Below are 25,282 nucleotides of genomic sequence, written 5' to 3'. Positions count from 1 at the left end.
TGGGCGGCCTGCGCGTCGGTGGCCGTGATGTGCCCGGCCGTCGCGGTCGCCGAACCCGTGCCCGGCGCGGTGATGTCGGTGGAACCGTTGCCGGCCGAACTCTCCGTGCCCGGTGCCGTGGTCGCCGAGCGGCTCACCTACCGGACCCAGTGGCGGTCCGGCGTCGCCGCCGTCGGCACGGGGGTGCTGTTCCTGCCGCCGGGTGAGGCACCCGACGGAGGCTGGCCGGTCGTGTCGTGGGCGCACGGCACCGTCGGCATCGGCGACGACTGTGCGCCGTCGCGCAACCGGCGCATCGAACGGGAGCGGCGGTATCTCGCGCACTGGCTGTCGCAGGGCTACGCGGTGGTGGCCGCCGACTATCCCGGCCTCGGTACCGAGGGCCTGCACACGTATCTCGACGGGCCCACCGCCGCGAACAGCATCGTCGACGTCGTCCGCGCCGCCCGGGCCGCCGAGCCGTCGCTGTCGCAGCGGTGGGTGGTCGTCGGCCAGTCGCAGGGCGGGCACGCGGCGCTGCACACCGCGCGCCGGGCCACGGCGCGCGCGCCGGAGCTCGACTTCCGCGGCGCGGTCGCCACCGGTGCGCCGTCCAACCTCGAGCTGCTGTTCCCGTTCGGGGTGCCCGGCTTCCCCGACCTCGACCTCGACGGGCTCGTCTCGTTCAGCGCCTACATCATGGCCGGGCTGCGGGCGGCACGCCCCGACCTCGACGTGAACAGCTACCTCACGCCCGTCGGACGCGATCTCGTCGACGCCGCCGAGTACCTCTGCTATGGGGATCTCGAGGACCGCGCCGCCGACGTGGATGTGGGGCAGTTGCTGTCCCGGCCGCTGGGCGACGACCGGATGCGGGCCGCGCTCGCCGACTACCTCGGTGTCCCGACCCGCGGTTACGACCGGCCGCTGTTCGTCGGCCAGGGATTGCGGGACCGGATGGTTCCCGCGCCGCTGTCGTTCAAGCTCGTCGCCGACCTGTGGGCCGGTGGCGCCGACGTCGACTACCGCACCTATCCGGACGACCACTTCGCCACCCTCTTCGCCGCGCTCCCGGACACGACACCGTTCGTGGCCGCCCGATTCGTCCGGTAACGCGGGACGGCCGGCGACCGACGTGCGAGGTGGCGCATGCCGACGATCGGCACGCCCCTCGGACGAGCGGAGGACTTCATGGGCCGGAACAGACGGTGGCGACGGGCGCTGGGCGCGATCGGCGCGGTGCTGGCGGGCGTGCTCGCCCCGTCCGTCGCGGCCGCCGACCCCGCGCCGGGCGCGATCGTGTCGGTCGAGCCGCTGCCGGCCGAGATGTCGGTGCCGGGTGCCGCGGTCGCCGAGCGGCTCACCTACCGCACCGAGTGGCGCTCCGGCGCTCCGGCCGTCGGCACCGGCGTGCTGTTCCTCCCGCCGGGGCCGGCCCCGGCGGGCGGCTGGCCGGTGGTGTCCTACGCGCACGGCACCGTCGGCATCGCCGACGGCTGCGCCCCGTCGCGGCACCCGTGGTCCGATCTCGAGCGTCCGTACCTCGAGCATTGGCTCGCCCAGGGCTACGCCGTCGTCGCGGCCGACTATCCGGGCCTGGGCACCGAGGGCGTCCACCCGTATCTCGACGGGCAGAGCGCCGCCAACAGCGTCGTCGACATCGTGCGCGCGGGCCGTGCCGCCGAGCCGTCGCTGTCGCAGCGCTGGGTCGTCGTCGGCCAGTCCCAGGGCGGGCACGCGGCGCTGCACACCGCGCACCGGGCCTCGTCGCGGGCCCCGGAGCTCGACTTCCGCGGCACCGTCACCACCGGGGCGCCGTCCAACCTCGAGCAGCTGTTTCCCATGGGCGGACCCGGATTCCCGGATCCGGGCTTCGAGGGTCTGGTGGCCTTCAGTTCCTACATCTTCGCCGGGCTCCGCGCCGCCCAGCCCGACCTGGACGTGAACAGCTACCTGACCCCGACCGGGCGGAAGTTCGTCGACGCGGCCGAACAGCTCTGCTACAACGAGCTGAACGCGCTCGCCGACGGGGTGCGGGTGGGTGAGCTGGCGGCGCTGCCGCTGTCCGCGGGCCGGTTCCCCGCCGTATTCGCCGACTACCTCGGCGTCCCGACGAGCGGGTACGACCGGCCGGTGTTCCTCGCCCAGGGCATCCACGACACGATGGTTCCGGCGCCGCTGTCGGCCAAACTCGCAGCCGACCTGCGGGCGGGGGGCGCCGACGCCGACTACCGGGTGTACGTGGCCGGGCACAACACGACCATGACCCGGTCCCTGCCCGACACCACCCCGTTCGTGGCGCGGCTGTTCGGGTCGTAGCCGGCCCGCTCCCGGGTCCCGCCGGGCGGGCCCGGTCGTCCGGGATGTGGGTTCTGCGGGTCCGCCCGATACGCTGGACCTATGGCGGAGTTCATTTACACGATGAAGAAGGTGCGCAAGGCGCACGGTGACAAGGTCATTCTCGACGACGTCACCATGAGCTTCTACCCGGGTGCCAAGATCGGTGTGGTCGGACCGAACGGCGCGGGCAAGTCGTCCATCCTCAAGATCATGGCCGGGTTGGACCAGCCCAGCAACGGCGAGGCCTTCCTCGACCCGGAAGCCTCCGTCGGCATCCTGCTGCAGGAACCGCCGCTCAACGAGGAGAAGACCGTCCGCGGCAACGTGGAGGAGGGTCTCGGCGAGATCAAGGTCAAGCTCGACCGGTTCAACGAGATCGCCGAGCTGATGGCGACCGACTACTCCGACGAGCTGATGGAGGAGATGGGCAAGCTCCAGGAGGAACTCGACCACGCCAACGCCTGGGACATCGACTCGCAGCTCGAGCAGGCCATGGATGCCCTGCGCTGCCCGCCGCCGGACGAGCCGGTCACCCACCTCTCCGGCGGTGAGCGCCGCCGCGTCGCCCTGTGCAAGCTGCTGCTGAGCAAGCCCGACCTGTTGCTGCTCGACGAGCCCACCAACCACCTCGACGCCGAGTCGGTGCTGTGGCTCGAGCAGTTCCTCGCGAGCTACCCGGGCGCCGTCCTCGCCGTCACCCACGACCGGTACTTCCTCGATCACGTCGCGCAGTGGATCTGCGAGGTCGACCGCGGCAAGCTGCACCCGTACGAGGGCAACTACTCCACCTACCTGGAGAAGAAGGCCGAGCGCCTCGAGGTGCAGGGCAAGAAGGACCAGAAGCTGCAGAAGCGCCTCCGGGAGGAGCTCGAGTGGGTCCGGTCCGGCGCCAAGGCGCGCCAGACCAAGAGCAAGGCCCGTCTGGCCCGCTACGAGGAGATGGCCGCCGAGGCCGAGAAGTTCCGCAAGCTGGACTTCGAGGAGATCCAGATCCCGACACCGCCGCGCCTGGGCGACGTCGTGGTCGAGGTCGACCACCTCGACAAGGGATTCGAAGGCCGCGTGCTGATCAAGGACCTGTCGTTCACGCTGCCGCGCAACGGCATCGTCGGCGTGATCGGTCCCAACGGTGTCGGCAAGACCACCCTGTTCAAGACCATCGTCGGCCTCGAGAAGCCCGACTCGGGCACCGTGAAGGTCGGCGACACCGTCAGGCTGAGCTACGTCGACCAGTCCCGCGCGAACATCGACCCCAACAAGACGGTGTGGGAAGTGGTTTCGGACGGACTCGACTACATCGAGGTCGGCCAGAACGAGATGCCCTCGCGCGCGTATGTCAGCGCCTTCGGGTTCAAGGGCCCGGACCAGCAGAAGAAGGCCGAGGTGCTCTCCGGTGGTGAGCGCAACCGCCTGAACCTGGCACTGACCCTCAAGGAGGGCGGCAACCTGATCCTGCTCGACGAGCCGACCAACGACCTCGACGTCGAAACCCTGAGCTCGCTCGAGAACGCGCTGCAGAAGTTCCCCGGCTGCGCCGTCGTGATCTCCCACGACCGCTGGTTCCTCGACCGCACCTGCACCCACATCCTCGCGTGGGAAGGCAACGTCGAGGAGGGCAAGTGGTTCTGGTTCGAGGGCAACTTCGAATCGTACGAGGCCAACAAGGTCGAGCGGCTCGGGGCGGAGGCGGCGCGTCCGCACCGCGTCACCCACCGGAAGCTCACCCGTGACTGAGCCGGGGCAGAAGACCTTCACCTGCACGCTGGAGGTCCGCTGGGCCGACTCCGACCGTCTCGGGCACGTGAACAACACGAAGTTCGTGGAGTACATGCAGGAAGCCCGGATCAAGTTCCTGCAGAGCGGCCCGTTCGCGCGCGGCGCCGTGGTGGTGCGGAAGATGGACGTGGAGTTCCTGCGTCCGCTCAAGGACGACTCCGGCCCGATCACCGTCGCCATCTCGGTACTGCACGTGGGCAACAGCTCGTACACCCTGCGGCACGTGATCACCGACGTGCAGGGCAATCCGTGCGGCTCCGGGGACGCGGTGCTCGTCGGGTTCGACCCGCGCACGGAGACCTCCCGGCCGCTGTCCGCCGAGGAGCGGGCGGTTCTCGAGGAGTACGTCGCCGCGACGGTCGGCTGACCGCCCCGGCCCGGGATTCCCCCCTCACACCCAGCGCCGCGGATAGGCTCGAACCAGAGCCTGTCCGCGGCGCTGCCGGTTTGCGGTGGCGAATGAGGGAGTGAGCACCATGGCCGAGTCCGCCACACCCCAGGGGGTTTCGTCGAACCGGCGCGGTGAGCTTTCGGCGGCCGCGCTCGAGGACGTCTATCGCCGCTACGCGGACACCCTCGACGCCCCTGATCCGGCCCTGTCCGCCCACCTGGACCTCGGCCGCGAGCGGAGTGCCGACGCCGTCCTGACCCGCGTCTACCGGCCCGGCGATCGGTGGGGCGTCGGCGCCGCCCTGCAGATCGTCACCGACGACATGCCGCTGCTCGTCGAATCCGTCATCGCGCTGCTGACCCGGCTCGGCGTCGCCATCCGCGAACTCGTCCATCCCGTCGTGTCCGTCCGGCGCGACGAGGACGGACGCCTGCTCGAGATGGTGGCCGACACCACGCCCCCGCACGGCTTCGTCGCGGAGTCGTGGATTCACGTCCAGCTGCACCCGGCCACCTCCGAGGCCACCCTCGACACCGTCGGCACCGAGATCGGCGGTGTGCTCGCCGACGTGCGGCAGGTCGGGGCCGACACCGCCGCGATGCTCGCCCGCGAACGCGATCTCGCCGTCGAACTCGACGCGCTCGCCGAGAACCCGCCGCCGCGGCACGCCGCGGAGGAGTTGCGGGAGACGTCGGCGCTGCTGCGCTGGCTCGCGCGTGGCAACTACACCGTCCTCGGTTACCGGCGCTACGACATCGTCGCCGACGCATCCGGGACGCGGCACGCCCGCGCCGTGCCCGGCAGTGGTCTCGGGGTGCTGCGCTCCGACCTCGCCGCCGACGACGTGATCGACATGTCGGCGACCGTCGAGGCCACCGACCGGCCGCTGCTGGTGCTCACCCAGGCGTCCCTGCCTGCCACGGTGCACCGCTCGGTGTACCCGTACTTCGTGGGCGTTGCCGTCCTCGGCCCGGACGGTCGCGTCGTCGGCGAGCACCGGTTCCTCGGTGTGCTGGCCGTGACCGCGCTGCACGAGAACGTGCTCGACATTCCCGTGCTGGCGCGCCGGGTCCGGGAGGTGGTGGCCCGCGCCGGCGTGGAACTGTCGTCCTTCACCGGACAGGCGATGCTCGAGGTGCTGCAGGCGCTGCCCCGGGTGGAACTGTTCTCCGCCGACACCGACACCCTCTACGAGACCGTCACCGCGGTGGTCGCGATGCGCCGGCAACTGCGGTTGTTCCTGCGGGTCGACCCCTACGGCCGCTTCGTCTCGTGCCTGATCTACCTGCCCCGCGACCGCTACAACACACGGGTCCGGGTCGCGATGCAGCAGATCCTGATGCGCGAGTACGGCGGGGGTTCCATCCACTACACCGCCCGGGTCACGGAGGGCGACCTGGCGCTGCTGCACGTGACCATCCGGACCCCGCCGGGACAGGCCCTGCCGCGGATCGACACCTCCGAGGAGAATCGCCTGCGCATCCAGGCCCTGCTCACCGAGGCCAGCCGCAGCTGGGACGACCACCTCGCCGACCTGGCCGCCACCGACCACACCGTCGATCCCGTGCTGGTGCAGCGCTACGCGGAGGCGCTCCCCGACGGTTACAAGGAGGACTTCGACGCCGTCCGGGCGCTGGCCGACATCGCCCGCCTCGAGGCACTGCGCGACGGCAGCATCGACCTGCTGCTGTACCGGCCCCCCGGCGCCGACCCGCGCCGGTGGCGCTTCACGCTCTACATCGGCAGCGAGGGCATCACCCTCAGCCAGGTGCTGCCGGTGCTGCAGAGCCTCGGCGTCGAGGTGCTCGACGAGCGCCCGTACCAGATCATCCGCGCCGACCGGATGAGCTGCTGGATCTACGATTTCGGCCTGGTCCTGCCCGTCGACCTCGAACCCGACCCGAGGGTGACCACCCGTGTCACCGCGGCGTTCGCCGCCGTGTGGCACGGGCTCTCGGAGCCGGACCGGTTCAACGAACTGGTCCTGCGGGCCGGGCTGGGCTGGCGGCAGGCCATGATGCTGCGCGCCTACGCGAAGTACCTGCGGCAGGCCGGCTTCCCCTACAGTCAGTACCACATCGAAGGTGTGCTGCTCGCCGACCCGGACACCACCGCGCTGCTCGCCGAACTGTTCGAGGCGATGTTCGACCCCGACGAGGCGTCCGCCGACCGCGAGCAGGACGCCGCCGCCGAACTGGTCGGCCGGATCGACGCCGTCGTCAGCCTCGACGCCGACCGGATCCTGCGCGGTCTCTTCGGCCTCATCCGGGCGACGTTGCGCACCAACTACTTCGTGTCCGGCGACGACGGGGCCGTCGCGCTCTCGCGCGCCGACGCCGCGCCCGCCCGGGTCCTGTCGTTCAAGCTCGACCCGACCCGCATCAACGAACTGCCCCAGCCGCGACCGAAGTTCGAGGTGTTCGTCTACGCACCCGACGTCGAGGGTGTGCACATGCGCTTCGGCTCCGTTGCCCGCGGCGGCCTGCGCTGGTCGGACCGGCGCGAGGACTTCCGCACCGAGATCCTCGGGCTCGCCAAGGCCCAGGCCGTGAAGAACGCCGTCATCGTCCCCGTCGGTGCCAAGGGGGGCTTCGTGGTCAAGCGCCCCGTCGCGCCGACCGGGGACGCGGCCGCCGACCGGCAGGCGGTGCGCGCGCAGGGGGAGGCCTGCTACCGGCGGTTCATCGCGGGCCTGCTCGACGTCACCGACAACCTCGACCGCGCCCGCGGCGTGGCCGTGCCGCCACCGCGGGTGGTCCGCCGCGACGGGGACGACACGTACCTCGTGGTCGCCGCGGACAAGGGCACCGCCACCTTCTCCGACCTCGCCAACGAGGTCGCCCGCGAGTACGGGTTCTGGCTCGGCGACGCCTTCGCCTCCGGCGGATCGGCCGGCTACGACCACAAGGCGATGGGCATCACCGCGCGCGGCGCGTGGGAGAGCGTCAAGCGGCACTTCCGCGAACTGGGCGTCGACACGCAGAGCGAGGACTTCACGGTCGCCGGCGTCGGCGACATGAGCGGCGACGTGTTCGGCAACGGCATGCTGCTGAGCACCCACATCCGGTTGGTGGCCGCGTTCGACCACCGGCACATCTTCCTCGACCCCCACCCGGAGCCCGCCGCCTCGTACGCCGAGCGGCGCCGCCTGTACGACCTGCCCCGCTCGTCGTGGGCCGACTACGACGCGGACCTGATCAGCACCGGCGGCGGGGTGTGGGAGCGCTCGCTCAAGTCCGTCCCGCTCAGCCCCCAGGCCCGTAGCGTGCTCGGACTCGACGACGACGTCACCGAGCTCTCGCCCCCCGAACTGATCCGCGCCATCCTCCGGGCGCCGGTGGACCTGCTGTGGAACGGGGGGATCGGCACCTACATCAAGGCCGCCACCGAAACCGACGCAGACGTCGGCGACAAGGGCAACGACGCGGTCCGCGTCGACGGCGCCACCGTCCGCGCCCGGGTGGTCGGGGAGGGCGGCAACCTCGGCGTCACCCAGCGCGGCCGCATCGAGTACGCCCGGGCCGGCGGCAAGATCAACACCGACGCGATCGACAACTCCGCCGGTGTCGACTGTTCCGACCACGAGGTCAACATCAAGATCCTGCTCGACTCGATGGTCACCGCCGGCGCCCTCACGTCCACCGACCGCAACCCGCTGCTCGAATCCATGACCGAGGAGGTCGGGCGAATCGTTCTGAAGGACAACATGTCCCAGAACAATCTGCTCGGCTACTCCCGCACCGGCGCGCCCACGATGCTCGGGGTGCACCAGCGGCTGATCGCCGACCTCGTCGCCGAACGCGGTCTCGACCGTTCCCTCGAGGCACTGCCCGGCGACGCCGAGATCGAGCGGCGCCGCCTCGAAGGGGAGGGACTCACCTCCCCGGAGCTGTCCACCCTGCTCGCCCACGTCAAGCTCGCACTCGCCGACGACCTGCTCGACACCGACCTGCCCGACAGCGACACCTTCGCCGGCCGGCTGCCCGGGTACTTCCCGCGGCAACTGCGCGAACCCTTCCGCACCGGCATCAAGTCCCACCCGCTGCGCCGGCAGATCGTCGCGACGATCCTCGCCAACGAGACCGTCGACAACGGCGGGATCACCTACGTCTACCGGCTCTCGGAGGAGGCCGGCGCGTCGAGCACCGACGCCATCCGCGCCTACGCTGCCGTCACCGAGATCTTCGGCCTGCCCGGCCTGTGGGCGCGCATCCGCGCGGCCGACACGACCGCGGCCGTCGCCGACGACCTGCTGCTCGAATCGCACCGCGTCCTCGACCGGGCGTCGCGGTGGCTGCTGTCGAACCGGCCGCAACCCCTGGCCGTCGGTGCCGAGATCAGCCGGTACCGCGCGATGTTCGCGCGGCTCGCGCCGCGCGTGGAGGAGTGGATGCAGGGCCACCACGTACAGGACCTGAAGGAACGCGCCGAGCCGCTGCTCGCGCGTGGCGCCCCGGAGGAGCTGACGTGGGACGTGTTCCGCCTCCTCGACCAGTTCCCGCTGCTGGACGTCATCGACATCGCCGACATCGCCGAACGCGACGAGGCCGAGGTCGCCGAGCTGTACTACGCGATGGACGCGCACATGGGGATCGACTGGCTGCTGTCCGCGGTCACGGCCCTCGAGCGCGGCGACCGGTGGCACTCGCTGGCCCGGCTCGCCCTGCGCGACGAACTGTACGGTTCGCTGCGCACGCTCACCCTCGACGTGCTCGGCACCGCCGAACCCGGCGAGAGCACCCGCGAGATGATCGAGGACTGGGAGCTGACCAACGGCTCGCGGCTCGGGCGGGCGAGGTCGGCGCTCGAGGAGATCTTCCTGTCTGGAAATCTGGACCTCGCGACGCTGTCCGTGGCGGCGCGTCAGGTCAGGAGCATGGTGCGCGCCGGCGCACCCGACAGGAGGTAGGCAGTTGAAGCACGCCGGGGTGGAGCACCGTGGAGCCGCGGGGCCCGCGCAGTGAGGGACGCGACCGAGCAGTTCGGCTTCCACACCGCGGTGGAGGTGCGCTGGTCCGACATGGACGCGTTCCAGCACATCAACCACGCGCGCATGGTCACCCTCCTCGAGGAGGCCCGCATCCCGTGGCTGTTCGCCGACGGCCGGCCCACCGTGAACCTGCGGGAGGGTGCCGTCATCGCAGACCTGCACGTGCGGTACCGCGGCCAGTTGCGGCACGAGGACAGCCCGCTGGACGTGCTGATGTGGGTCGAGCAGGTGCGGGCGGTCGACTTCACCATCGGCTACGAGGTCCGGCCCGGCGGCGCGCCCGCCGACGCCACGCCCTCGGTGGTCGCCTCCACCCAGATCGCGGCGTTCGACATCGGCACCCAGCGGCTGCGCCGGCTCACCGGCCCCGAACGCGAGTACCTGCAGCGGTGGCGTCGTGGCTGATTCCCTCAGTGCGGCCGGGACGTCACCCGAACGGTGGCTGCAGGTCCCGGACCCCGCCGACCGCTCCGACCTCGTCGCGTTCCTGACCCGCGCGGTCCGGCTCGACGAGGCCGCTGTCGTGCGGCTGCGGCAACGCCCCGACGGGCTGCTCTCGGCGTGGGTGAACACCGGGTTCGACGCCCTCGCCGCCCGGGTGCTGCGCGGCACGATCGCCCCGGCGGACACGACCGTCGCCGCGGACGGGCTGCGCGCGGCCCTCGTCGCCGCCGGCGGCGACGGGATGGACCCGGGGTGGGCGATGGACTCGGCGTGGCGCGGGGCCCTGCCTCCGGATGCCGGGTACGTCCACCTCGACGACGTCCCCGCCCGCGTCCTCGTGGACCTCGCGCAGCGCGGCGTCACGCTCAGTCGCGAGCAGGGGCAGGGACCGCCGTCGTCGCTGCTGGCGCAGGAGGTGCTCGAGGTCGCCGGTGGGGGAGAGCGGGCCGGGGTGCCGATGCGGCTGGTGTTCGCGCTCAACGCCATGGGCTTCGTGCCCACGGGCGGTGCCCCCGCGACAGCGGAGATCGACCTCGACCGGATCGACCCGGCCGAAGTGGTGCGCGTGCGGGCGTCGGCGACATGGCTGCGGCTCGACGCCCGCTACGGATCCGTGTACCTCCGCCGCGGCGGAGGTCTCGGCCTCAGCGTGCGCTGACACCGCCGCCGAGATTCCGGCCCAGCAGCGTCAGCGCCGCGACCACGACCACCGTCCCCGCGAGGGCCACCGGGCCGAGCCGCTCGCCGAGCACCAGCACACCGAGCACGGCCGCCACCACCGGTTCCGCGAGCGTGAGGGTGGTCACCGCCGCGGGCGACAGCGTGCGCAGGCCGAGCGCGAACAGCAGGTAGGCGAGCACCGTGGGGACGAGGGCGAGATAGACGACGGTCGTCGCGCCGGCCGCGCTGTCGAGACCGCCCGGCCACTGTGCCAGCAGGATCGCCGCCATGGGCACCGCCGCCAGCCCGAACATCGCGCCCATCGACGCGGCCGGGGTGGCGCCGCGGCCGAGCAGCGCGGCACCCGCGACGGTGTACGTCGCGTAGCCCAGGCCGGCCGCAAGCGCGGGCAGGGCCCCGGCCGCGACGGAACCGGCGCCCGCGGAGGTGCCGCCGCCCGATCCGGCGACGATGAGGACGAGCCCGACGACCGCGATCGCCGTCGACACCGCCCACACGCGGCCGGGGCGGCGCCGGGACACCAGCCACTGCAGCAGCCCGGTGAACGCCGGTCCGGACCCGAGCGCGATCATCGTGCCCGCCGCGACGCCCGCGGTCTGCACCGCGGTGAAGAACCCCAGTTGATACATCACCACGCCGCCGGCGCCGAGCAGCGTCGGCAGCCGGCGGCCCGCCGGGAACAGCGGGCCACGGGCCCGCGCGAACAGCGCGAGCACCGTCCCGGCCAGCACGATGCGGCCCGCCCCGACCGCGACGGCGTCCAACGGGACACCGAGCGCACGCGAACCGAGGGCCTGCGCGGTGCCCGTCGTCCCGAACAGGGCGGACGCCGCCAGCACCAGGGCGACCGCGCTCGCCGGCGAGCGGTGTGCGGTCAGATCAGCCACGCCGCGCCGTTGCCGGGCAGCTGCCCGTCCACCAGCGGCGCGCTGGACAGGATCACCGTGCCCGGCGGCATCTCCACCGGGTGCTCGGTGGTGTTGAGGGCGCAGATCAGCCCACCGGAGCGGCGGAACGCCAGGCACCCGGGCGGACTGCCGTACCAGTCCACGTCGGCGCCGTCGAACTCCGGCCGCCGACGTCGCGCCTCGAGCGCCGCCCGGTACAACGACAGGGTGGACGAGACGTCCTCGAGCTGCGCCTCGACGGTCAGCCCGGCCCACGTGTCCGGCTGCGGCAGCCACGTCTGCGATGCGCTGGTGAAGCCGAACGGCGGCTGCGTGCCCTCCCACGGCATCGGGACCCGGCACCCGTCCCGGCCGCGGTCGGTGTGCCCGGACCGCTCCCACACCGGATCCTGCAGCGCGTCCTCGGGCAGGTCGTCGACGTTGGGCAGGCCGAGTTCGGCACCGTTGTAGAGGAAGGCCGCACCGGGCAGCGCCAGCTCGACGAGGATCATCGCCCGCGCGCGGTCGCGCCCGAGCGGACCGCCGCCGTAGCGCGTCACCTCACGCTCGATGTCGTGATTGGACAGCGTCCACGTCGCGACCCCGCCGCTCGGCGCGACCGCGGCGAGCGACACGTCGATCGCCTCCCGGATCTCGGCGGCATCCCACCGCGCGAGCGCAAGATGGAAGTTGAACGCCAGGTGCAGTTCGTCGGGGCGCAGGTACTCCGAGAACAGCACGTGGTCGTGCACCCAGATCTCACCGACGGCCACCGTGTCCGGATACTCGTCGAGCACCGAGCGGATCCGGCGGTGGATGTCGTGGACCTCGGCGTTGTTGAACCGCGGGTCGTCGTCGAAGTGCCGCAGCAGCCGGTTCTGCTCCCAGTGGTCGAAGTCGGGTAGCCCGCCGGGCTTGGCCATGCCGTGGGCGACGTCGATGCGGAAGCCGTCGATGCCGCGGTCCAGCCAGAACCGCAGGGTCTTCTCCAGGTCCTCGAACACCTCGTCGTTGCGCCAGTTCAGGTCCGGCTGCTCCGGTGCGAACAGGTGCAGGTACCACTGTCCGGGGGTGCCGTCGGGTTCGGTCACGCGGGTCCACGCGGGGCCGCCGAACACGCTCGGCCAGTTGTTGGGCGGCAGGTCGCCGTTCGGCCCGCGGCCGTCGCGGAAGTGGTACCGGGCCCGCTCGGGGCTGTCGGGTGCGGCGACCAGCGCCTCCCGGAACCAGGGATGTTCGGAACTCGTGTGGTTGGGGACCAGGTCCATCATGACGCGGATCCGGCGGGCGTGGGCGGCCTCGACGAGGGCGTCCAGAGCGGCGAGGTCGCCGAACAGGGGATCGACGTCGCGGGGGTCGGACACGTCGTAGCCGTGGTCGGCCATCGGTGAGCGCATCACCGGGTTCAGCCAGATCGCGTCGACCCCCAGCAGCTCCAGGTATCCGAGCTTGTCGCGGATCCCGTCGAGGTCGCCGACGCCGTCTGCGTTCGAGTCGGCGAACGAGCGGGGGTACACCTGGTAGAAGACGGCGTCCGCCCACCAGCGTTGTGCAGGGGTGCCGGGGGGAGTGCTCACAGCCACCCATAGTGCCAAACCGACAGGTGGGCCACGACTCGAACGTGGCCGGCCCTCAGATCGGCGAGTTCATCATCGAGTCCGCCGCCATCTCCATGTACGCGATCAGCTGGCTGCGGTGCTCGTCGTCGAGCGTCTGCGAGTCGATCGACGCGATCGCCGTGTGCATGCAGCGCAGCCAGGCGTCGCGTTCGAGCGGGCCGATCCGGAACGGGTGGTGACGCATCCGCAGCCGCGGGTGCCCGCGCTCGTCCGAGTAGGTGCGCGGTCCGCCCCAGTACTGCTCGAGGAACATCCGCATGCGCCGTTCCGCCGGGCCGAGGTCCTCCTCCGGGTACAGCGGGCGGACGATCTCGTCCTCGGCCACTTCCTCGTAGAAGCGCGCCGTGAGCTTGCGGAATGTCTCGGCGCCGCCGACCGCGTCGTAGAAGGTCTGCTCGTCACTCATCAGTTCTGCTCACCGTCCCTCTCGCTCGTCCATTGTGCCGGTTCCGGGAGTGCGCGCCCCAATCGGACGTCTCCGGCACGGGATGTTCACCTCCGGGACCCGGAAAGTCGTCAGAATCGGCGTGCGACGTGCGTAGATCCGTGGTCCACTTGTGAGCAGTCTTCCGGAGGTCGTATGAAGCACCGACGCATCGCACATCGACAACTCCCGCCCGCCGACGCCCACAACGGGGCGCCGGGGGCCAACTCCCTGTGTGTCGTACGCGACGACGCTGTCCCGGACTGGGTCAAACGCCGCGTACTTCTGCTCAACGCCACCTACGAACCGCTCACCGCGCTGCCCGCCCGTCGCGCGGTCGTGCTCATGGCCGGCGGCAAGGCCGACACCGTGCACGAGGATCCGCTCGGCCCGCTGGTGCGATCCGCGGAATGGGCGGTGCAGATTCCGTGGGTGATCCGGCTCCGGAGCTTCGTGCACGTGCCGTACCACGCGCGGGTGCCGATGACCCGCGCCGCGCTCATGCACCGCGACCGGAACCGGTGCGCCTACTGTGGCGCCAAGGCCGAGACCATCGACCACGTGGTCCCGCGCAGCCGCGGCGGTGAACACTCGTGGGAGAACTGCGTGGCGTGCTGCGCGTCGTGCAATCACCGCAAGGCCGACAAGTTGCTCAGCGAACTCGGCTGGACGCTGCGCGCCGCGCTCGTGCCCCCGAAGGGCCGGCACTGGCGGCTGCTGGCGACGCTGCCGGAGCTGCATCCGACCTGGTTGCCGTACCTGGGCGAGGGCGCGGCCTGATCCCCGTCGCCGCAAGTCGGGGCAAGCGCGCCGGGATCGCACATGCTGGGCTACCGTTTGCGATGTGAGCATTCTCGAGACAACCCTCATATTCGTTGCCATCCCGGTGGCGATCATCGTGATACTCGGGGTCTTCTCCGTCTTCACGAAGCCGGTTCCGGGCACGCGGCCCGCCGAGTACAAGCTCGGGGACAAGTGGGACCACGATCCGATGCTGTGGAGCGCGGTCGACGAGGTCACCACGCACGGCCACCACGGTGGGCATCATGAACTCGTCGCCGGCGCGCCGGTCGACCCGATCGGAGGTAGGGCAAGTGGCAAGTGGTGACGTGATGCACAGCCGGACGGCTGTGGCTCCCGCGGAACTGCCGTACGGTGCGGCGCTGACGGCGAGTGGCCGGATCTCCCGGACCCGCCCCCTCGACGGCCTGTTCGAGGGCCCGCCGTTCCGCGACCGCGACATGATCGCTCTCGACGATGCGCTCACCGAGGCCACCCGGGCGACGAAGGTGCGCTTCAACGTCTACGTCGCGGACGCCACCGACCCGGCGGCAACCACCGACGCGGTGTTCCCGACCACGCCGGAGGCGCCGAACTCGGTGCTCATCGCCGTGTACCCGAACCAGCGCTCCATCGAGATCCGCAGCGGCCGCGGCGTCGCGGACCGCGTCGACAACCGGGTCACGCAGCTCGGCGTGACCGCCGCGATCTCGTCGTTCGGGCAGGGCGACCTGATCGACGGCATCGTCAGCGCAATCCGCGTCATGGCGAACGCGATCACCGCGCCGTAGTTCCCCTCGCCTCTGTGGCCGAATGTCACATCACGTCGATCGGATCGACACGATGTGACATTCGGCCACACGCGTGTTGCGGCTAGGACGCGTCGAACGCCCGCGCCTTCAGCGACCGGACGATCCCCGCGCGTCCCTCGCTGATCAGCCGGCGCAGCGCGGGCGGATGCTCACCGGCGAGGAACTCGTCGGCCGCGGCGACGGAGGACTCACTGATCGACCACGACGGGTACAGGCCCACGACGACGGTCTGCGCGACCTCGCTGGAGCGGCGCTCCCACACGCCCGGAGCGTCGGCGAAGTACCGCGCGACGAAGGGCTCGAGCAGCTCCGACTGGCCGGCCGGAGCGAAGCCGCCGATGATCGCGCGGGCGGTGATGTTCGGGATCGAGTCGTCGCCCACCACCGTGTCCCACACCTGTTCCTTGACGGCCTCCTGCGGGCGCGCCGCCCGCGCGGTGGCCGCCTGTCGTGCACCGGCGGCCGTCGGATCCCGCTCGGCCTCGGCGTCGATGAACGGCGACTCCACGCCCTCCGCGTCGATCTCCCCGGCCGCGGCCAGCGCCTGCACGATCCGCCACCGCAGATCCGTGTCGACGACCAGTCCGGCCAGCCCGACGCTGGAAGGCTCGGCGCCGAGCAGTTCCCCGAGCACCTCGGTGTGCCACGGCGCGAGCCGGGCCGTGGTCAACGCGTTGACGAACGCGAGCTGATGGTCCGAGCCCGGTTGCGCCTCGCGGGCCAGTTCCAGCAGCCGGTTCGCGTAGTCGTTCCAGCCTCGCTCGGCCGCCCAGCCGGGATCGGCGTAGCTGCCGAGGGCGGTGTGCGCCTGCATCAGCAGCCGCTGTACCACGCCGACCTCCGTCTCGGTCGCGACGCCGCGCTGGACCAGCGCCACGAAGTCGCGGGCCTTCAGCTCGGCCTGCCGGGTCATCTCCCATGCGGCAGACCATGCCAGGGTGCGCGGCAGCGGCTCGGCGATGTCGCCGATCCGGTCCATCAGCACCTCGAGCGACTGGGGATCGAGCCGCACGGAGCAGTACGTGAGGTCGTCGTCGTTGACGAGCACCAGCTTGCCGCGGCCGACGCCGACGAGCTCCGGCACCTCGGTGCGCTCGGTGGCATCGAGGTCGATCTCGACGCGATGTGTGCGGAGCAGCTTGCCCGAACCGTCGTCGTCGTACACCCCGATCGCGAGCCGGTGCACCCGGCGTTCCCCGGCGCCGGGGTCGGCGCCCTCCTGGATCACCGCGAAGCGGGTGAACCGCCCGTCGTCGTCGACGTCGAAATCGGGGCGCAGGATGTTCAGCCCGGTGGTCTTGAGCCACTGCGCGCCCCACCCCGACAGGTCCCGGCCCGACGACTTCTCGAGGGCCGCCAGCAGGTCGTCGAACGTGGCATTGGCGAACGCGTGCTCACGGAAGTAGTCCCGCAGCCCCGCGAGGAACGGTTCCTCGCCGACGTAGGCGACGAGCTGCTTGAGCACGGACGCGCCCTTGGCGTAGGTGATGCCGTCGAAGTTGACCTCCACCGCCGCGAGGTCGGGGATGTCCGCGGCGATCGGGTGGGTCGAGGGGAGCTGATCCTGGCGGTAGGCCCACGACTTCTCGACGTTCGCGAACGTGGTCCACGCGTTCGTGTACTCGGTGGCACGCGACTGGCACAGCACCGAGGCGAAGGTCGCGAACGACTCGTTGAGCCACAGGTCGTCCCACCAGCGCATGGTCACCAGGTCGCCGAACCACATGTGTGCCATCTCGTGCAGCACCGTCTCGGCGCGACGCTCGTACGAGTAGCGGGTGACCTTGGAGCGGAACACGTAGTCCTCGAGGAAGGTCACCGCGCCGGCGTTCTCCATCGCGCCGGCGTTGAACTCGGGAACGAACAGCTGGTCGTACTTCCCGAACGCGTAGGGCATGCCGAAGTTCTCGTGGTAGAACCCGAAGCCCTGCTTGGTCTCGGTGAACAACCGCTCGGCGTCCATGAACTCGGCCAGGGAGGCACGGCAGTAGATGCCGAGCGGGATGGTGCCGTGCGCGTCGCTGTAGGTGTCGGTCCACTCGGTATACGGTCCGGCGATCAGCGCCACGAGGTAGGTGCTCATCCGGGGCGTGGTGCGGAAGACGTGCCGTCCGGGGTCGGCGGCGACGGTGTTCACCGTCGCGGCATTGGAGATCACCTTCCAGTCGGCGGGCGCGCTCACCGAGATGTCGAACCTGGCTTTCAGGTCCGGCTGGTCGAAGCACGCGAACATCCGCTTGGCGTCGGCCGTCTCGAACTGCGAGTACAGGTAGACCGCGCCGTCGGTGGGATCGACGAAGCGGTGCAGGCCCTCGCCGGTGTTGGTGTAGAGGCAGTCCGCCTCGACGGTCAGTTCGTTGCGCGCGGCCAATCCGCTCAGCGCGATCCCGCTCTCCTCGGTGTATCCGGAGACGTCGACGGGCTTGCCGTTGAGGGTGGCCGAGTGCACGGTCTGCGCGATCAGGTCGACGAAGGTCGACGCGCCCTCCGTGGCGTCGAACGTGACGGTGGTGGTCGAACGGAACGTGGTGGTTCCCGGAGCGCCCGCGCCGTCGGTCAGGTCGAGTTCGATGCGGTAGTTGTCGACGGTCAGGACCGCGGACCGCTCGGCCGCCTGCTCGCGGGTCAGATTCGGTGGTGCCACGGAAAACTCCTTCTCACGACGGGATGCGACTCGCCTGCCATCCCATCATGTGAGGGACCGGTTCACCCGGCGACCTCCGCGAGTGGCACCTCCGGATCGGAGAGCCGGTGGGGGTCGACGGATTCGCCGGAGGAGATCAGCGCGCGGATGTCGTCACCCGCGTCCCAGATGTTGACGTTCATCCCGGCGCAGACCCGCCCGGCCGCGTCGAGCCAGAACGCGAGGAACTGCCGGGAGTCGACGTCGCCGCGCGTGATCACCCGCGCGTCGCCGGGTGCGTGCCCGACGTACTCCATGCCGAGGTCGTACTGGTCGGTGAAGAAGTACGGCAGACGGTCGTAGGAGGCGGGCCGGCCCAGCATGGTGGCGGCCGCGACGTCGGGCTGGTGGAGCGCGTTCGCCCAGTGCTCGACCCGGATCCGGGTCCGGAGCAGCGGATGCTCGGCGGCGGCGATGTCACCGACCGCGACGATGTCCGGATCGCTGGTGGCCAGGGACGCATCGACCAGCACTCCGCCGTCCTCCGTCGCCAGTCCGGCGTCGCGGGCCAGTTCGACGTTGGGCGCTGCGCCCACCGCGAGGAGGACCGCGTCGGCCCGGATCTCGGTGCCGTCGCCGAGACGAAGCCCGCTCGCGCGGTTCTCGGCGGTGAGGATCTCCGACACCGTCGTCGAGGTGCGCAGGTCCACGCCGTGATCGCGGTGCAGCTTCGCGAAGACGGCTCCCATCTGCTCACCGAGCGCGGCGGACAGGGGCTGGGGGGCTGCCTCGACGACGGTGACGTCCGCGCCGTGCCCGCGCGCGCCGGCGGCGATCTCGAGACCGATCCAGCCGGCACCGACGATCGCCAGGTGCGCCGCCGGCCCCGCCTCGCGGCGGACGGCGGCAAGCAGCGCGTCGGACTGCTCGACGGTGCGCAACATGTGCACGCCCGCGGCGTCGACGCCCGGCAGCGGGATGCGCCGCGAGCGCGAACCGGTCGCGAGGGCGAGCTTGTCGTAGCGCACGGTGGAACCGTCGGGCAGCGTGACCGTGTGGGCGGCAGGATCGAGCGCGGTGACGGTGACGCCGAGTTCGACCTCGACCCGGTGGTCGCGGTACCAGTCACCGTGCTGCACGGTGAACTCCGCAAGCTGCTTCTTGCCGGCGAAGTAGTCCTTCGACAGCGGTGGTCGCTCGTAGGGAAGGTGTTCCTCCTCGCACAGGAGGAGGATCCGGCCGGGGAAGTCGCGGGCGCGCAACTGCTCGGCCGTCTTGGCCCCGGCGAGCCCGCCGCCGACGATGACGAAGAGTTTCTCGTTGGACATCGCGCATCCCCGTTCCGTGCGGCACCGGTTCCTCGACGGTACGTCGGCGACGGCGCGGGAACCGGCGGTTCGGGAAGAATTGGGCGACGGCCGACGTTGAATCGGACCGTAGTCCGATTTTCTGCAGCGAGGAGACCCCGTGAGCGACCCGATTTCGAAGGACACCGCCGACTTCTGGTTCGACCCGTTGTGCCCGTGGTGCTGGATCACCTCGCGCTGGATTCTGGAGGTGGCGCAGGTCCGCGACATCGAGGCGAAGTTCCACGTCATGAGCCTGGCCGTGCTCAACGAGGGCAAGGACGACCTGCCCGAGGTCTACCGCGAACTGATGACGCGGGCGTGGGGTCCGGTGCGGGTGGCGATCGCCGCGGCGCAGAAGTACGGCGACGAGATCCTCGAGCCGCTGTACACGGCAATGGGCACCCAGATCCACAACGAGGGCAACAAGGACTTCCCGGCGGTGATCGCCAAGTCCCTCGCGGACCTGGGCCTGGATCCGCACCTGGCGCAGGCCGCCGACACCGACGCCTACGACGAGGCGCTGCGCGCCAGCCACGCCGCCGGCATGGATGCGGTCGGCCCGGACGTCGGCACGCCGACCATCCACGTCAACGGCGTGGCGTTCTTCGGTCCGGTGCTCTCACGGATCCCGCGCGGCGAGGACGCCGGCCGGATCTGGGACGGGGTGGTGGCCATGGCGTCCTATCCCCACTTCTTCGAACTCAAGCGCACGCGCACCGAGGACCCGAGCTTCGAGTAGGCGCCTGCGGCGCCGGTGCGTCCTTTGGGCGGTTGCTGCCGCCCAAAGGACGCACCGGCAGCAGCGCTGCCTACTATCTGACGCATGCGCGTTTACCTGGGTGCCGACCACGCCGGCTTCGAACGTAAGAACCAGATCATCGAACATCTCACTGCCAACGGCCACGAGGCCGTCGACTGCGGCGCGTACGAGTACGACGCCCTCGACGACTACCCGGCATTCTGCATCGAGGCCGCTCGCCGCGTCGTCGCGGACGAGGGCAGTCTCGGCATCGTCCTCGGCGGCAGCGGCAACGGTGAGCAGATCGCCGCGAACAAGGTGCCGGGCGCCCGCTGTGCCCTCGCCTGGAGCGTGGAGACCGCCAAGCTGGCCCGTGAGCACAACAACGCGCAGCTCATCGGCATCGGTGGTCGCATGCACAGCCTGGAGGAGGCCCTCGCCATCGTCGATGCGTTCGTCGCCACCCCGTGGTCGGGGGAGGAACGGCATCAGCGGCGCATCGACATCCTGAGCGAGTACGAGAAGACCGGCGTGGCCCCGGAAGTTCCCGGCGCGCCGGCCTGACGAACGGAGCCTGATCCACCGTGCCGGAGGGACCAGCCCTGCACCGGCTCGCCCGGCTGCACCAGCGACGTTTCGCGGGTGCCTCGGTGCGGGTGTCGAGCCCGCAGGGCCGCTTCGCCGACGACGCGGCGCTCGTCGACGGCCGGGTGCTGCTCCGCGCCGAGGCGCTGGGCAAGCACCTGTGGCACCACTACGACAACGGCCTGACGGTGCACGTGCACCTGGGTCTGTACGGCTCGTTCACCGAGGCGCCGGTTCCGCTGACGGATCCGGTCGGTCAGGTACGGATGCGCATGGTCGGCGCCGAGTTCGGCACCGACCTGCGCGGTCCGACCGCGTGCGAGGTCCTCACCCCGGGCGAGGTGCAGGCGATCGCCGCGCGGATCGGTCCCGACCCGCTGCGGCGGGACGCCGAACCCGAACGGGCGTGGACGCGAATCACCAAGTCCCGCAGCGCCATCGGCTCGTTGCTCATGGACCAGTCCGTGATCTCGGGGGTGGGCAACATCTACCGCGCGGAGGTCCTGTTCCGGCACGGCATCCATCCGCAGCGCCCCGGCCGTGATCTCACCAGAGCCGAGTTCGACGCCGTCTGGGACGATCTCGTCGTTCTGATGCGGACGGGGGTGCGACGCGGCGCGATCCACGTCGTGCGGCGCGAACATGACCACGGCGCACCGGCTTACGCCAAGGGCCGTCCCCGGACCTACGTCTACCGGCGTGCGGGTGAGCCGTGCCGGTTGTGCACCACGCCGGTGCTGCACTCGGTCATGCAGGGCCGCAACCTGTTCTGGTGCCCCGCCTGCCAGGTGGGCTAGAAGTCGAACCCGCCGAAGTCCCCGCCGGCCCCGAAATCGCTCCCGCCGTAGTCACCACCGCCGTAGTCACCACCGCCGTAATCGCCGCCGGCGTCGCCGTAGTCCCCGCCGTCCTGGCCGGCCTCGAGACCCTGGTCGTATCCGGAGTCGAAGCCCTGCTCGAAGGCCTGCGCGTCGTACGGCACCCCGGCCATGCCGGAGAACATAGCCGAGAACAGCAGCATCGATCCGACGCCCCACGCCCCGGCGACGAGGGCGGGCTTCCACCACGGCTCCGAGTACCAGCCCGCCGGCACGGGCCGGCCCGCGACGCGCCCGCCCGGGAAGTAGTTCGGGGTGCGCGACGAGGGGGCCGGTGAGGCTGCCACCGTGCGTCCCTCGAAGTCGATCTCGCGGTTCTCGGTCACGCGGCCGGCCGTCTGCTGGCCCTCGAGCGTGGGGATATCGGGACCGGGGTCCATGCCCATCGCGAGGCGGGCCGCCCGGATGTAGTACAGCCCCTCGAGAGCGGTCTGCTTGGCCAGCCGTGCCTGCACCGGTGTGCGGGCCTGCTCGATCTGTGACCCGGCGGCGTTGTAGCGCTCGGACGCATCGGCGAGGGCCTGCTTGGAGGCGGTGTCGGTGCCGGTGAGGTTGTAGATCTGGCCGCCGAGCCGCTCGATGGCCTGCCGGGCGTCGGCCTTCGCGTCGTCGAGTTCGTGGGCGCCACGCCCCGACTTCTTCCGCTGCGCCGCGGACACCAGGAACACGACGGCGACGAGGACGGCGACGATCAGCAGGAGTTCCACGGCGGTCCCTTCCGGCGGACTGGACGGTCACCGTCCAGCCTACCGGCGGGTCAGGCTTCGAGGACGGCGTGGAATCCGTCGCGCATGCAGTCGTCGAACACCTCGAGGTCGGGGATCGCCCCCGTGTCGAGGGTGAACCCGACGCAGCACGTGTGCAGATACGACATCAGGGTGACGTTGAACGCCGAGCCGAGGGTGGGGCCGAAGGCGTAGTACCGTTCCACCTTCGCGCCGGCGACGTACAGCGCCACCGGGGAACCCGGCACGTTGGAGGCGAGGAAGTCGACGTGCTTGAGCATCTCGCCGACGACGGCCGGGGGGAGCAGATTGAGGGGGGTGGCGAGGGTCTGCGCCATCGGCACCGCCGGCTCGTGGCGCCAGCCTTCGACGATCCTGTTCACCTCCTGCATGAGCGTGAGGGGGTCGTCGGAGCGCACGGGAAGCGGGAAACGCGCGAGGTTGATCCGGTTGCCGCCGAGGGTGTCCTGATCGGTGCGGATGCTCAGCGGCATCGTGACCCGCAGCTCGTCGACGTCGGATCCGTGGCGGTGGTGGTATTCGGCCAGGCCGACGAGGACGGCGGTCAGGAAGGCGCTGTTGAGGGTGGCGCCGCCGCGGTGGGCGGCGTCGCGCAGCCGGTCGAGCGGGACGTCGATCACGTGGAGCCGGCGGCTGAGGGTGCGTTCCGTCATGACCGGGGATTCGAGCCGCAGGATCGGGCGCAGGTAGCGGGCGACGGACGCCGCAACCCCCGCGGCGTTGCGGGCGGAACCGATCGGGTTGGTGACCACCGCCCGGGTGGTCGGCCAGATCGAGGCCAGCCCGCGGCCCGCGAGTCCGCGGAGCTGGGACCAGTCCCAGCCGATCGCCTCGGCGGCCAGGTCGAGGCTGTCCGGTGATTCCGGGGCGGGCGGTTCCGGGGCCGGATCGCGGGGCGTGCCGTCGCGGTCGAAGTCGACCAGCCGCGCGGTGATCTGCATACCGCCGATTCCGTCGGTGAGGGCGTGGTGCACTTTGATCAGCAGCGCGGCCTGGCCGCCGGCGAGTCCGTCGACCACCGTCATCTCCCACAGCGGCCGGTCCTTGTCGAACGCGGCCATGGCCGTGGTCCGGGCGAACTCGAGGACGTCGTCGAAGTTCGCCGGCCCGGGAAGGGAGACCCGGCGCATGTGCCAGGACAGGTCGAAGTTCGCATCCGCGACCCATCGCGGCGGCGCGAGACCGAACGGCACCTCGACCACGCGATGCCGGAAGCTGGGCACCTCCCGGGTGCCGCGGTCCATCATCTCGCACAGACGGTCCCAGTCGGGTGAGGCGTCGAGCAGGACGACGGCCACGATCGTCGACCGGAGCGCGGGATCCTTCTCCATGCTCCAGGTGAGGTAGTCCGTCTGCTGCATGTGGCGGTCGGATGCGTTGCTCATCTCGGTAACTTCTCACACGGGCCGCCGCGACAGTCGGGTTTCGCTCCGGCCGCACCTCGAACCGGGACGGCATCACGGCCCGGTGCGGGAATCCGGAGCGGATACTCCGAACTCTAGGCGCCGGGCCGTGATGCCGATAGTGACTTTCGTCCGGGTTGTGAGTCCGTCAGGCGGCCGAGGTGGCGGCTTCCGTCCGTCGTCCGAGCCGCTGCAGGGGGCAGCGGTCGCTGCGGCTGCAGGTGTAGGTGGTGCCGGCGGCGAGGAGGGTGAGTGCCGCCGCGGTGATGCCGACGAGGGGGTGGATCTCCTGGGCGAGGATGACCGAGGACATGATCAGGACGAACCAGCCGAAGCCCTTGCGCAGCGCGTCCGGGTCGACCATGGCGGTCAGGCGGCCCCCGATGAGGCTGCCGACGACGGCGGCGCCGGTGACCATTGCCGCCAGGCGCCAGTCGATCTGCACCGTGGACAGGTAGCCGCCGAGGCCGGCGAACGACTTCATGGCGATCACGATCAGCGAGGTGCCGACGGCGATGGGCATGGGCAGGCCGCCGAGCAGGGCCAGGGCCGGCACGACCAGGAAGCCGCCCCCGGCGCCGACGAGGCCGGTGACCAGGCCGACGACCACGCCGTCGAGCAGGATCTTGCCGACCGGCATGGAGTGGGTGCCGTCCGGGCCCGTGGTCTTGTTCTTGCGGCCGCGGAGCATGGCGATGGCGGTGGCGATCATCATCGCGGCGAAGGCGAGCAGCAGGATGCTGCCGGGGATGAAACGCGAGAGCAGGCCGCCGGCGTAGGCACCGGCCATGCCGGCCAGGCCGAACAGGATGCCGGTGCGCCACTGGACGCGGCCTGCCCGCGCGTGGGAGATCGCGCCGACCGCGCTGGTGACGCCGACGACGAGCAGCGAGGTGGCGATGGCTTCCTTGGCATCCATGCCCGCGACGTACGCCAGCAGCGGGACGGTGAGGATCGAACCTCCGCCGCCGAGCAATCCGAGGGTGACGCCGACGAGGACCGCCAGCGCAACGGTCAGCGCGATCATGATCAGTTCCTTTCGGCCGTAGCGGTCTTCGAGTCGACCAGCTGGGCGACGATGGTCTGCGGATCACACGAGGCGCCGCGGTTGTAGGGCAGCTTGGAGAGCACCATGCCCATCGCGCAGGTGTTGGAGAGCGCGGCGAAGCTCAGGCCGCCGCCGACGCCGGCGGCGAGCCACTTGAGCTTGGGTACCGCGATGCTGCCGAGGACGGAGGTCAGCACGATGGAGCCGGCGACGAGGCGGACCTGGCGTTCGAGGTCCCAGCGCTCGGTGCCGCGGTTGACGGTGAAGCCCTTGGCTTCCCAGCCCATCATGCCGCCCTCGAGGATGTGCACGTTGAACAGCCCGGCGGTGCGGAGAGTCTCCTCGGCCTGGGTGGCGCGCTGGCCCGACCGGCACACGAGGACGACGTTCTCGTCGAGGTGGGCGAGGAACTCGTCGCGGTGCTCGCGCAGCAGGTCCAGGGGGACGTTGTAGGCGCCGGGAATGTGCACGGACTCGAACTCGCCGGGCGTGCGGACGTCCACGACGCGGACGTTCTTGCCGGAGTCGAGGAGCTCGCGCAGGGCGGTGGGATCGAGGGTGGCGGGACTCGGCTCGGTCATGGGGGCCTTTCGGATCGGTGGTCGTGATCGCGGGGTGTGCGATCGGGCTTCGTGCATAAACCCCGGGGGGTATGTCCGCAGCAATGATAAGCATACGGGAGGGGGTATGTGCAAGGCGTGCCGGCGGGGTCGTGGCGGCGGTGCGACGTGCTTCGCCGGTATACCCCAGGGGGTACTTGACATACCCAGGGGGGTATATGTCAGGAT

At 70.9% G+C, this 25,282-nt stretch carries 22 protein-coding genes; 13 read left to right on the top strand and 9 right to left on the bottom strand.

Features of this window, described 5'->3' with window-relative positions; all coding sequences use genetic code 11:
* Positions 1-27 precede the first annotated feature (27 nt).
* The 7 genes from JYA75_RS21060 to JYA75_RS21030 all read left to right on the top strand — a co-directional run bounded on the left by JYA75_RS21060 (position 28) and on the right by JYA75_RS21030 (position 10,578).
* On the top strand, positions 28-1,092 hold the full coding sequence (locus JYA75_RS21060) for a lipase family protein (protein WP_044475560.1): 1,065 nt from the start codon (positions 28-30) through the stop codon (positions 1,090-1,092).
* 78 nt (positions 1,093-1,170) lie between these two features.
* A complete protein-coding gene (locus tag JYA75_RS21055) occupies positions 1,171-2,298 on the top strand; it encodes a lipase family protein (RefSeq protein WP_029543063.1) in 1,128 nt (375 codons plus the stop codon).
* Positions 2,299-2,379: 81 nt separating this feature from the next.
* Positions 2,380-4,053: an energy-dependent translational throttle protein EttA gene (gene ettA / locus JYA75_RS21050; protein ID WP_006930524.1), complete on the top strand. Its 1,674-nt coding sequence runs from the start codon at positions 2,380-2,382 to the stop codon at positions 4,051-4,053.
* Positions 4,046-4,462 carry a thioesterase family protein gene (locus JYA75_RS21045; RefSeq protein WP_185712690.1) on the top strand — a complete coding sequence of 139 codons (417 nt, stop codon included), beginning with the start codon at positions 4,046-4,048 and terminating at the stop codon, positions 4,460-4,462. The genes ettA and JYA75_RS21045 overlap by 8 nt, the downstream gene beginning before the upstream one ends.
* A gap of 109 nt (positions 4,463-4,571) precedes the next feature.
* Entirely contained in the window at positions 4,572-9,395 is a 4,824-nt protein-coding gene (locus JYA75_RS21040) for an NAD-glutamate dehydrogenase (RefSeq protein ID WP_221776092.1), read from the top strand.
* Positions 9,396-9,446: 51 nt separating this feature from the next.
* Positions 9,447-9,881, top strand: coding sequence for a thioesterase family protein (locus JYA75_RS21035; protein ID WP_006930531.1), 435 nt, complete (start codon positions 9,447-9,449; stop codon positions 9,879-9,881).
* Positions 9,874-10,578 (top strand): hypothetical protein, encoded by a 705-nt coding sequence (locus JYA75_RS21030; RefSeq protein ID WP_006930539.1) that lies wholly within the window; start codon positions 9,874-9,876, stop codon positions 10,576-10,578. The genes JYA75_RS21035 and JYA75_RS21030 overlap by 8 nt, the downstream gene beginning before the upstream one ends.
* Here the strand turns inward: JYA75_RS21030 and JYA75_RS21025 are convergent.
* Genes JYA75_RS21025 through JYA75_RS21015 form a run of 3 tightly spaced genes read right to left on the bottom strand, consistent with a single transcriptional unit; the run spans position 10,565 to position 13,513 of the window.
* On the bottom strand, positions 10,565-11,488 hold the full coding sequence (locus JYA75_RS21025; protein WP_006930541.1) for an EamA family transporter: 924 nt from the start codon (positions 11,486-11,488) through the stop codon (positions 10,565-10,567). The two genes, JYA75_RS21030 and JYA75_RS21025, sit on opposite strands and share 14 nt — an antisense overlap.
* Positions 11,476-13,065 (bottom strand): glycoside hydrolase family 13 protein, encoded by a 1,590-nt coding sequence (locus JYA75_RS21020; RefSeq protein WP_043798962.1) that lies wholly within the window; start codon positions 13,063-13,065, stop codon positions 11,476-11,478. The genes JYA75_RS21025 and JYA75_RS21020 overlap by 13 nt, the downstream gene beginning before the upstream one ends.
* Before the next feature lie 55 nt (positions 13,066-13,120).
* On the bottom strand, positions 13,121-13,513 hold the full coding sequence (locus JYA75_RS21015; protein ID WP_006930544.1) for a globin: 393 nt from the start codon (positions 13,511-13,513) through the stop codon (positions 13,121-13,123).
* A gap of 174 nt (positions 13,514-13,687) precedes the next feature.
* Between JYA75_RS21015 and JYA75_RS21010 the strand changes: the two genes are divergently transcribed.
* From JYA75_RS21010 to JYA75_RS21000, 3 genes are all read left to right on the top strand, one after another.
* On the top strand, positions 13,688-14,311 hold the full coding sequence (locus tag JYA75_RS21010; RefSeq protein ID WP_006930548.1) for an HNH endonuclease: 624 nt from the start codon (positions 13,688-13,690) through the stop codon (positions 14,309-14,311).
* A gap of 64 nt (positions 14,312-14,375) precedes the next feature.
* Positions 14,376-14,639, top strand: a complete 264-nt coding sequence (locus JYA75_RS21005) for a hypothetical protein (protein WP_006930550.1) — start codon at positions 14,376-14,378, stop codon at positions 14,637-14,639.
* A gap of 4 nt (positions 14,640-14,643) precedes the next feature.
* Entirely contained in the window at positions 14,644-15,102 is a 459-nt protein-coding gene (locus tag JYA75_RS21000; protein WP_037201626.1) for a DUF5130 family protein, read from the top strand.
* 82 nt (positions 15,103-15,184) lie between these two features.
* Here the strand turns inward: JYA75_RS21000 and pepN are convergent, their stop codons facing one another.
* Both pepN and JYA75_RS20990 read right to left on the bottom strand, forming a co-directional pair.
* Positions 15,185-17,767: an aminopeptidase N gene (pepN, locus tag JYA75_RS20995; protein WP_185712693.1), complete on the bottom strand. Its 2,583-nt coding sequence runs from the start codon at positions 17,765-17,767 to the stop codon at positions 15,185-15,187.
* Positions 17,768-17,829: 62 nt separating this feature from the next.
* Complete coding sequence (locus tag JYA75_RS20990) at positions 17,830-19,074, bottom strand: FAD-dependent oxidoreductase (RefSeq protein ID WP_006930554.1); 1,245 nt, start codon at positions 19,072-19,074, stop codon at positions 17,830-17,832.
* 139 nt (positions 19,075-19,213) lie between these two features.
* Here JYA75_RS20990 and JYA75_RS20985 point away from each other — a divergent pair, with 139 nt between their 5' ends.
* From JYA75_RS20985 to JYA75_RS20975, 3 genes are all read left to right on the top strand, one after another.
* Positions 19,214-19,834 carry a DsbA family protein gene (locus tag JYA75_RS20985; protein ID WP_006930555.1) on the top strand — a complete coding sequence of 207 codons (621 nt, stop codon included), beginning with the start codon at positions 19,214-19,216 and terminating at the stop codon, positions 19,832-19,834.
* An 84-nt stretch (positions 19,835-19,918) separates the two neighbouring features.
* Positions 19,919-20,398: a ribose-5-phosphate isomerase gene (locus JYA75_RS20980; protein ID WP_029543077.1), complete on the top strand. Its 480-nt coding sequence runs from the start codon at positions 19,919-19,921 to the stop codon at positions 20,396-20,398.
* 20 nt (positions 20,399-20,418) lie between these two features.
* Positions 20,419-21,216, top strand: coding sequence for a DNA-formamidopyrimidine glycosylase family protein (locus tag JYA75_RS20975; protein WP_006930558.1), 798 nt, complete (start codon positions 20,419-20,421; stop codon positions 21,214-21,216).
* Here JYA75_RS20975 and JYA75_RS20970 read toward each other — a convergent pair.
* From JYA75_RS20970 to JYA75_RS20955, 4 genes are all read right to left on the bottom strand, one after another.
* Complete coding sequence (locus tag JYA75_RS20970; RefSeq protein WP_065922672.1) at positions 21,213-22,004, bottom strand: GA module-containing protein; 792 nt, start codon at positions 22,002-22,004, stop codon at positions 21,213-21,215. The genes JYA75_RS20975 and JYA75_RS20970 overlap by 4 nt on opposite strands.
* Positions 22,005-22,054: 50 nt before the next feature.
* Complete coding sequence (locus JYA75_RS20965; protein WP_029543084.1) at positions 22,055-23,428, bottom strand: wax ester/triacylglycerol synthase domain-containing protein; 1,374 nt, start codon at positions 23,426-23,428, stop codon at positions 22,055-22,057.
* Positions 23,429-23,594: 166 nt separating this feature from the next.
* The gene (locus JYA75_RS20960; protein WP_065922671.1) at positions 23,595-24,473 is read right to left on the bottom strand and encodes a sulfite exporter TauE/SafE family protein; all 879 of its coding nucleotides are present in this window, start codon (positions 24,471-24,473) and stop codon (positions 23,595-23,597) included.
* A gap of 2 nt (positions 24,474-24,475) precedes the next feature.
* Positions 24,476-25,075 (bottom strand): rhodanese-like domain-containing protein, encoded by a 600-nt coding sequence (locus JYA75_RS20955; RefSeq protein ID WP_006930562.1) that lies wholly within the window; start codon positions 25,073-25,075, stop codon positions 24,476-24,478.
* Positions 25,076-25,282 lie beyond the last annotated feature (207 nt).

Origin of the sequence: Rhodococcus sp. PSBB066 (genome assembly GCF_017068255.1) — a bacterium.
Classification (GTDB): domain Bacteria; phylum Actinomycetota; class Actinomycetes; order Mycobacteriales; family Mycobacteriaceae; genus Rhodococcus; species Rhodococcus aetherivorans.
The sequence above is the reverse complement of the archived record's forward strand: the minus strand, read 5'-3'. Positions and strand labels throughout refer to the sequence as shown.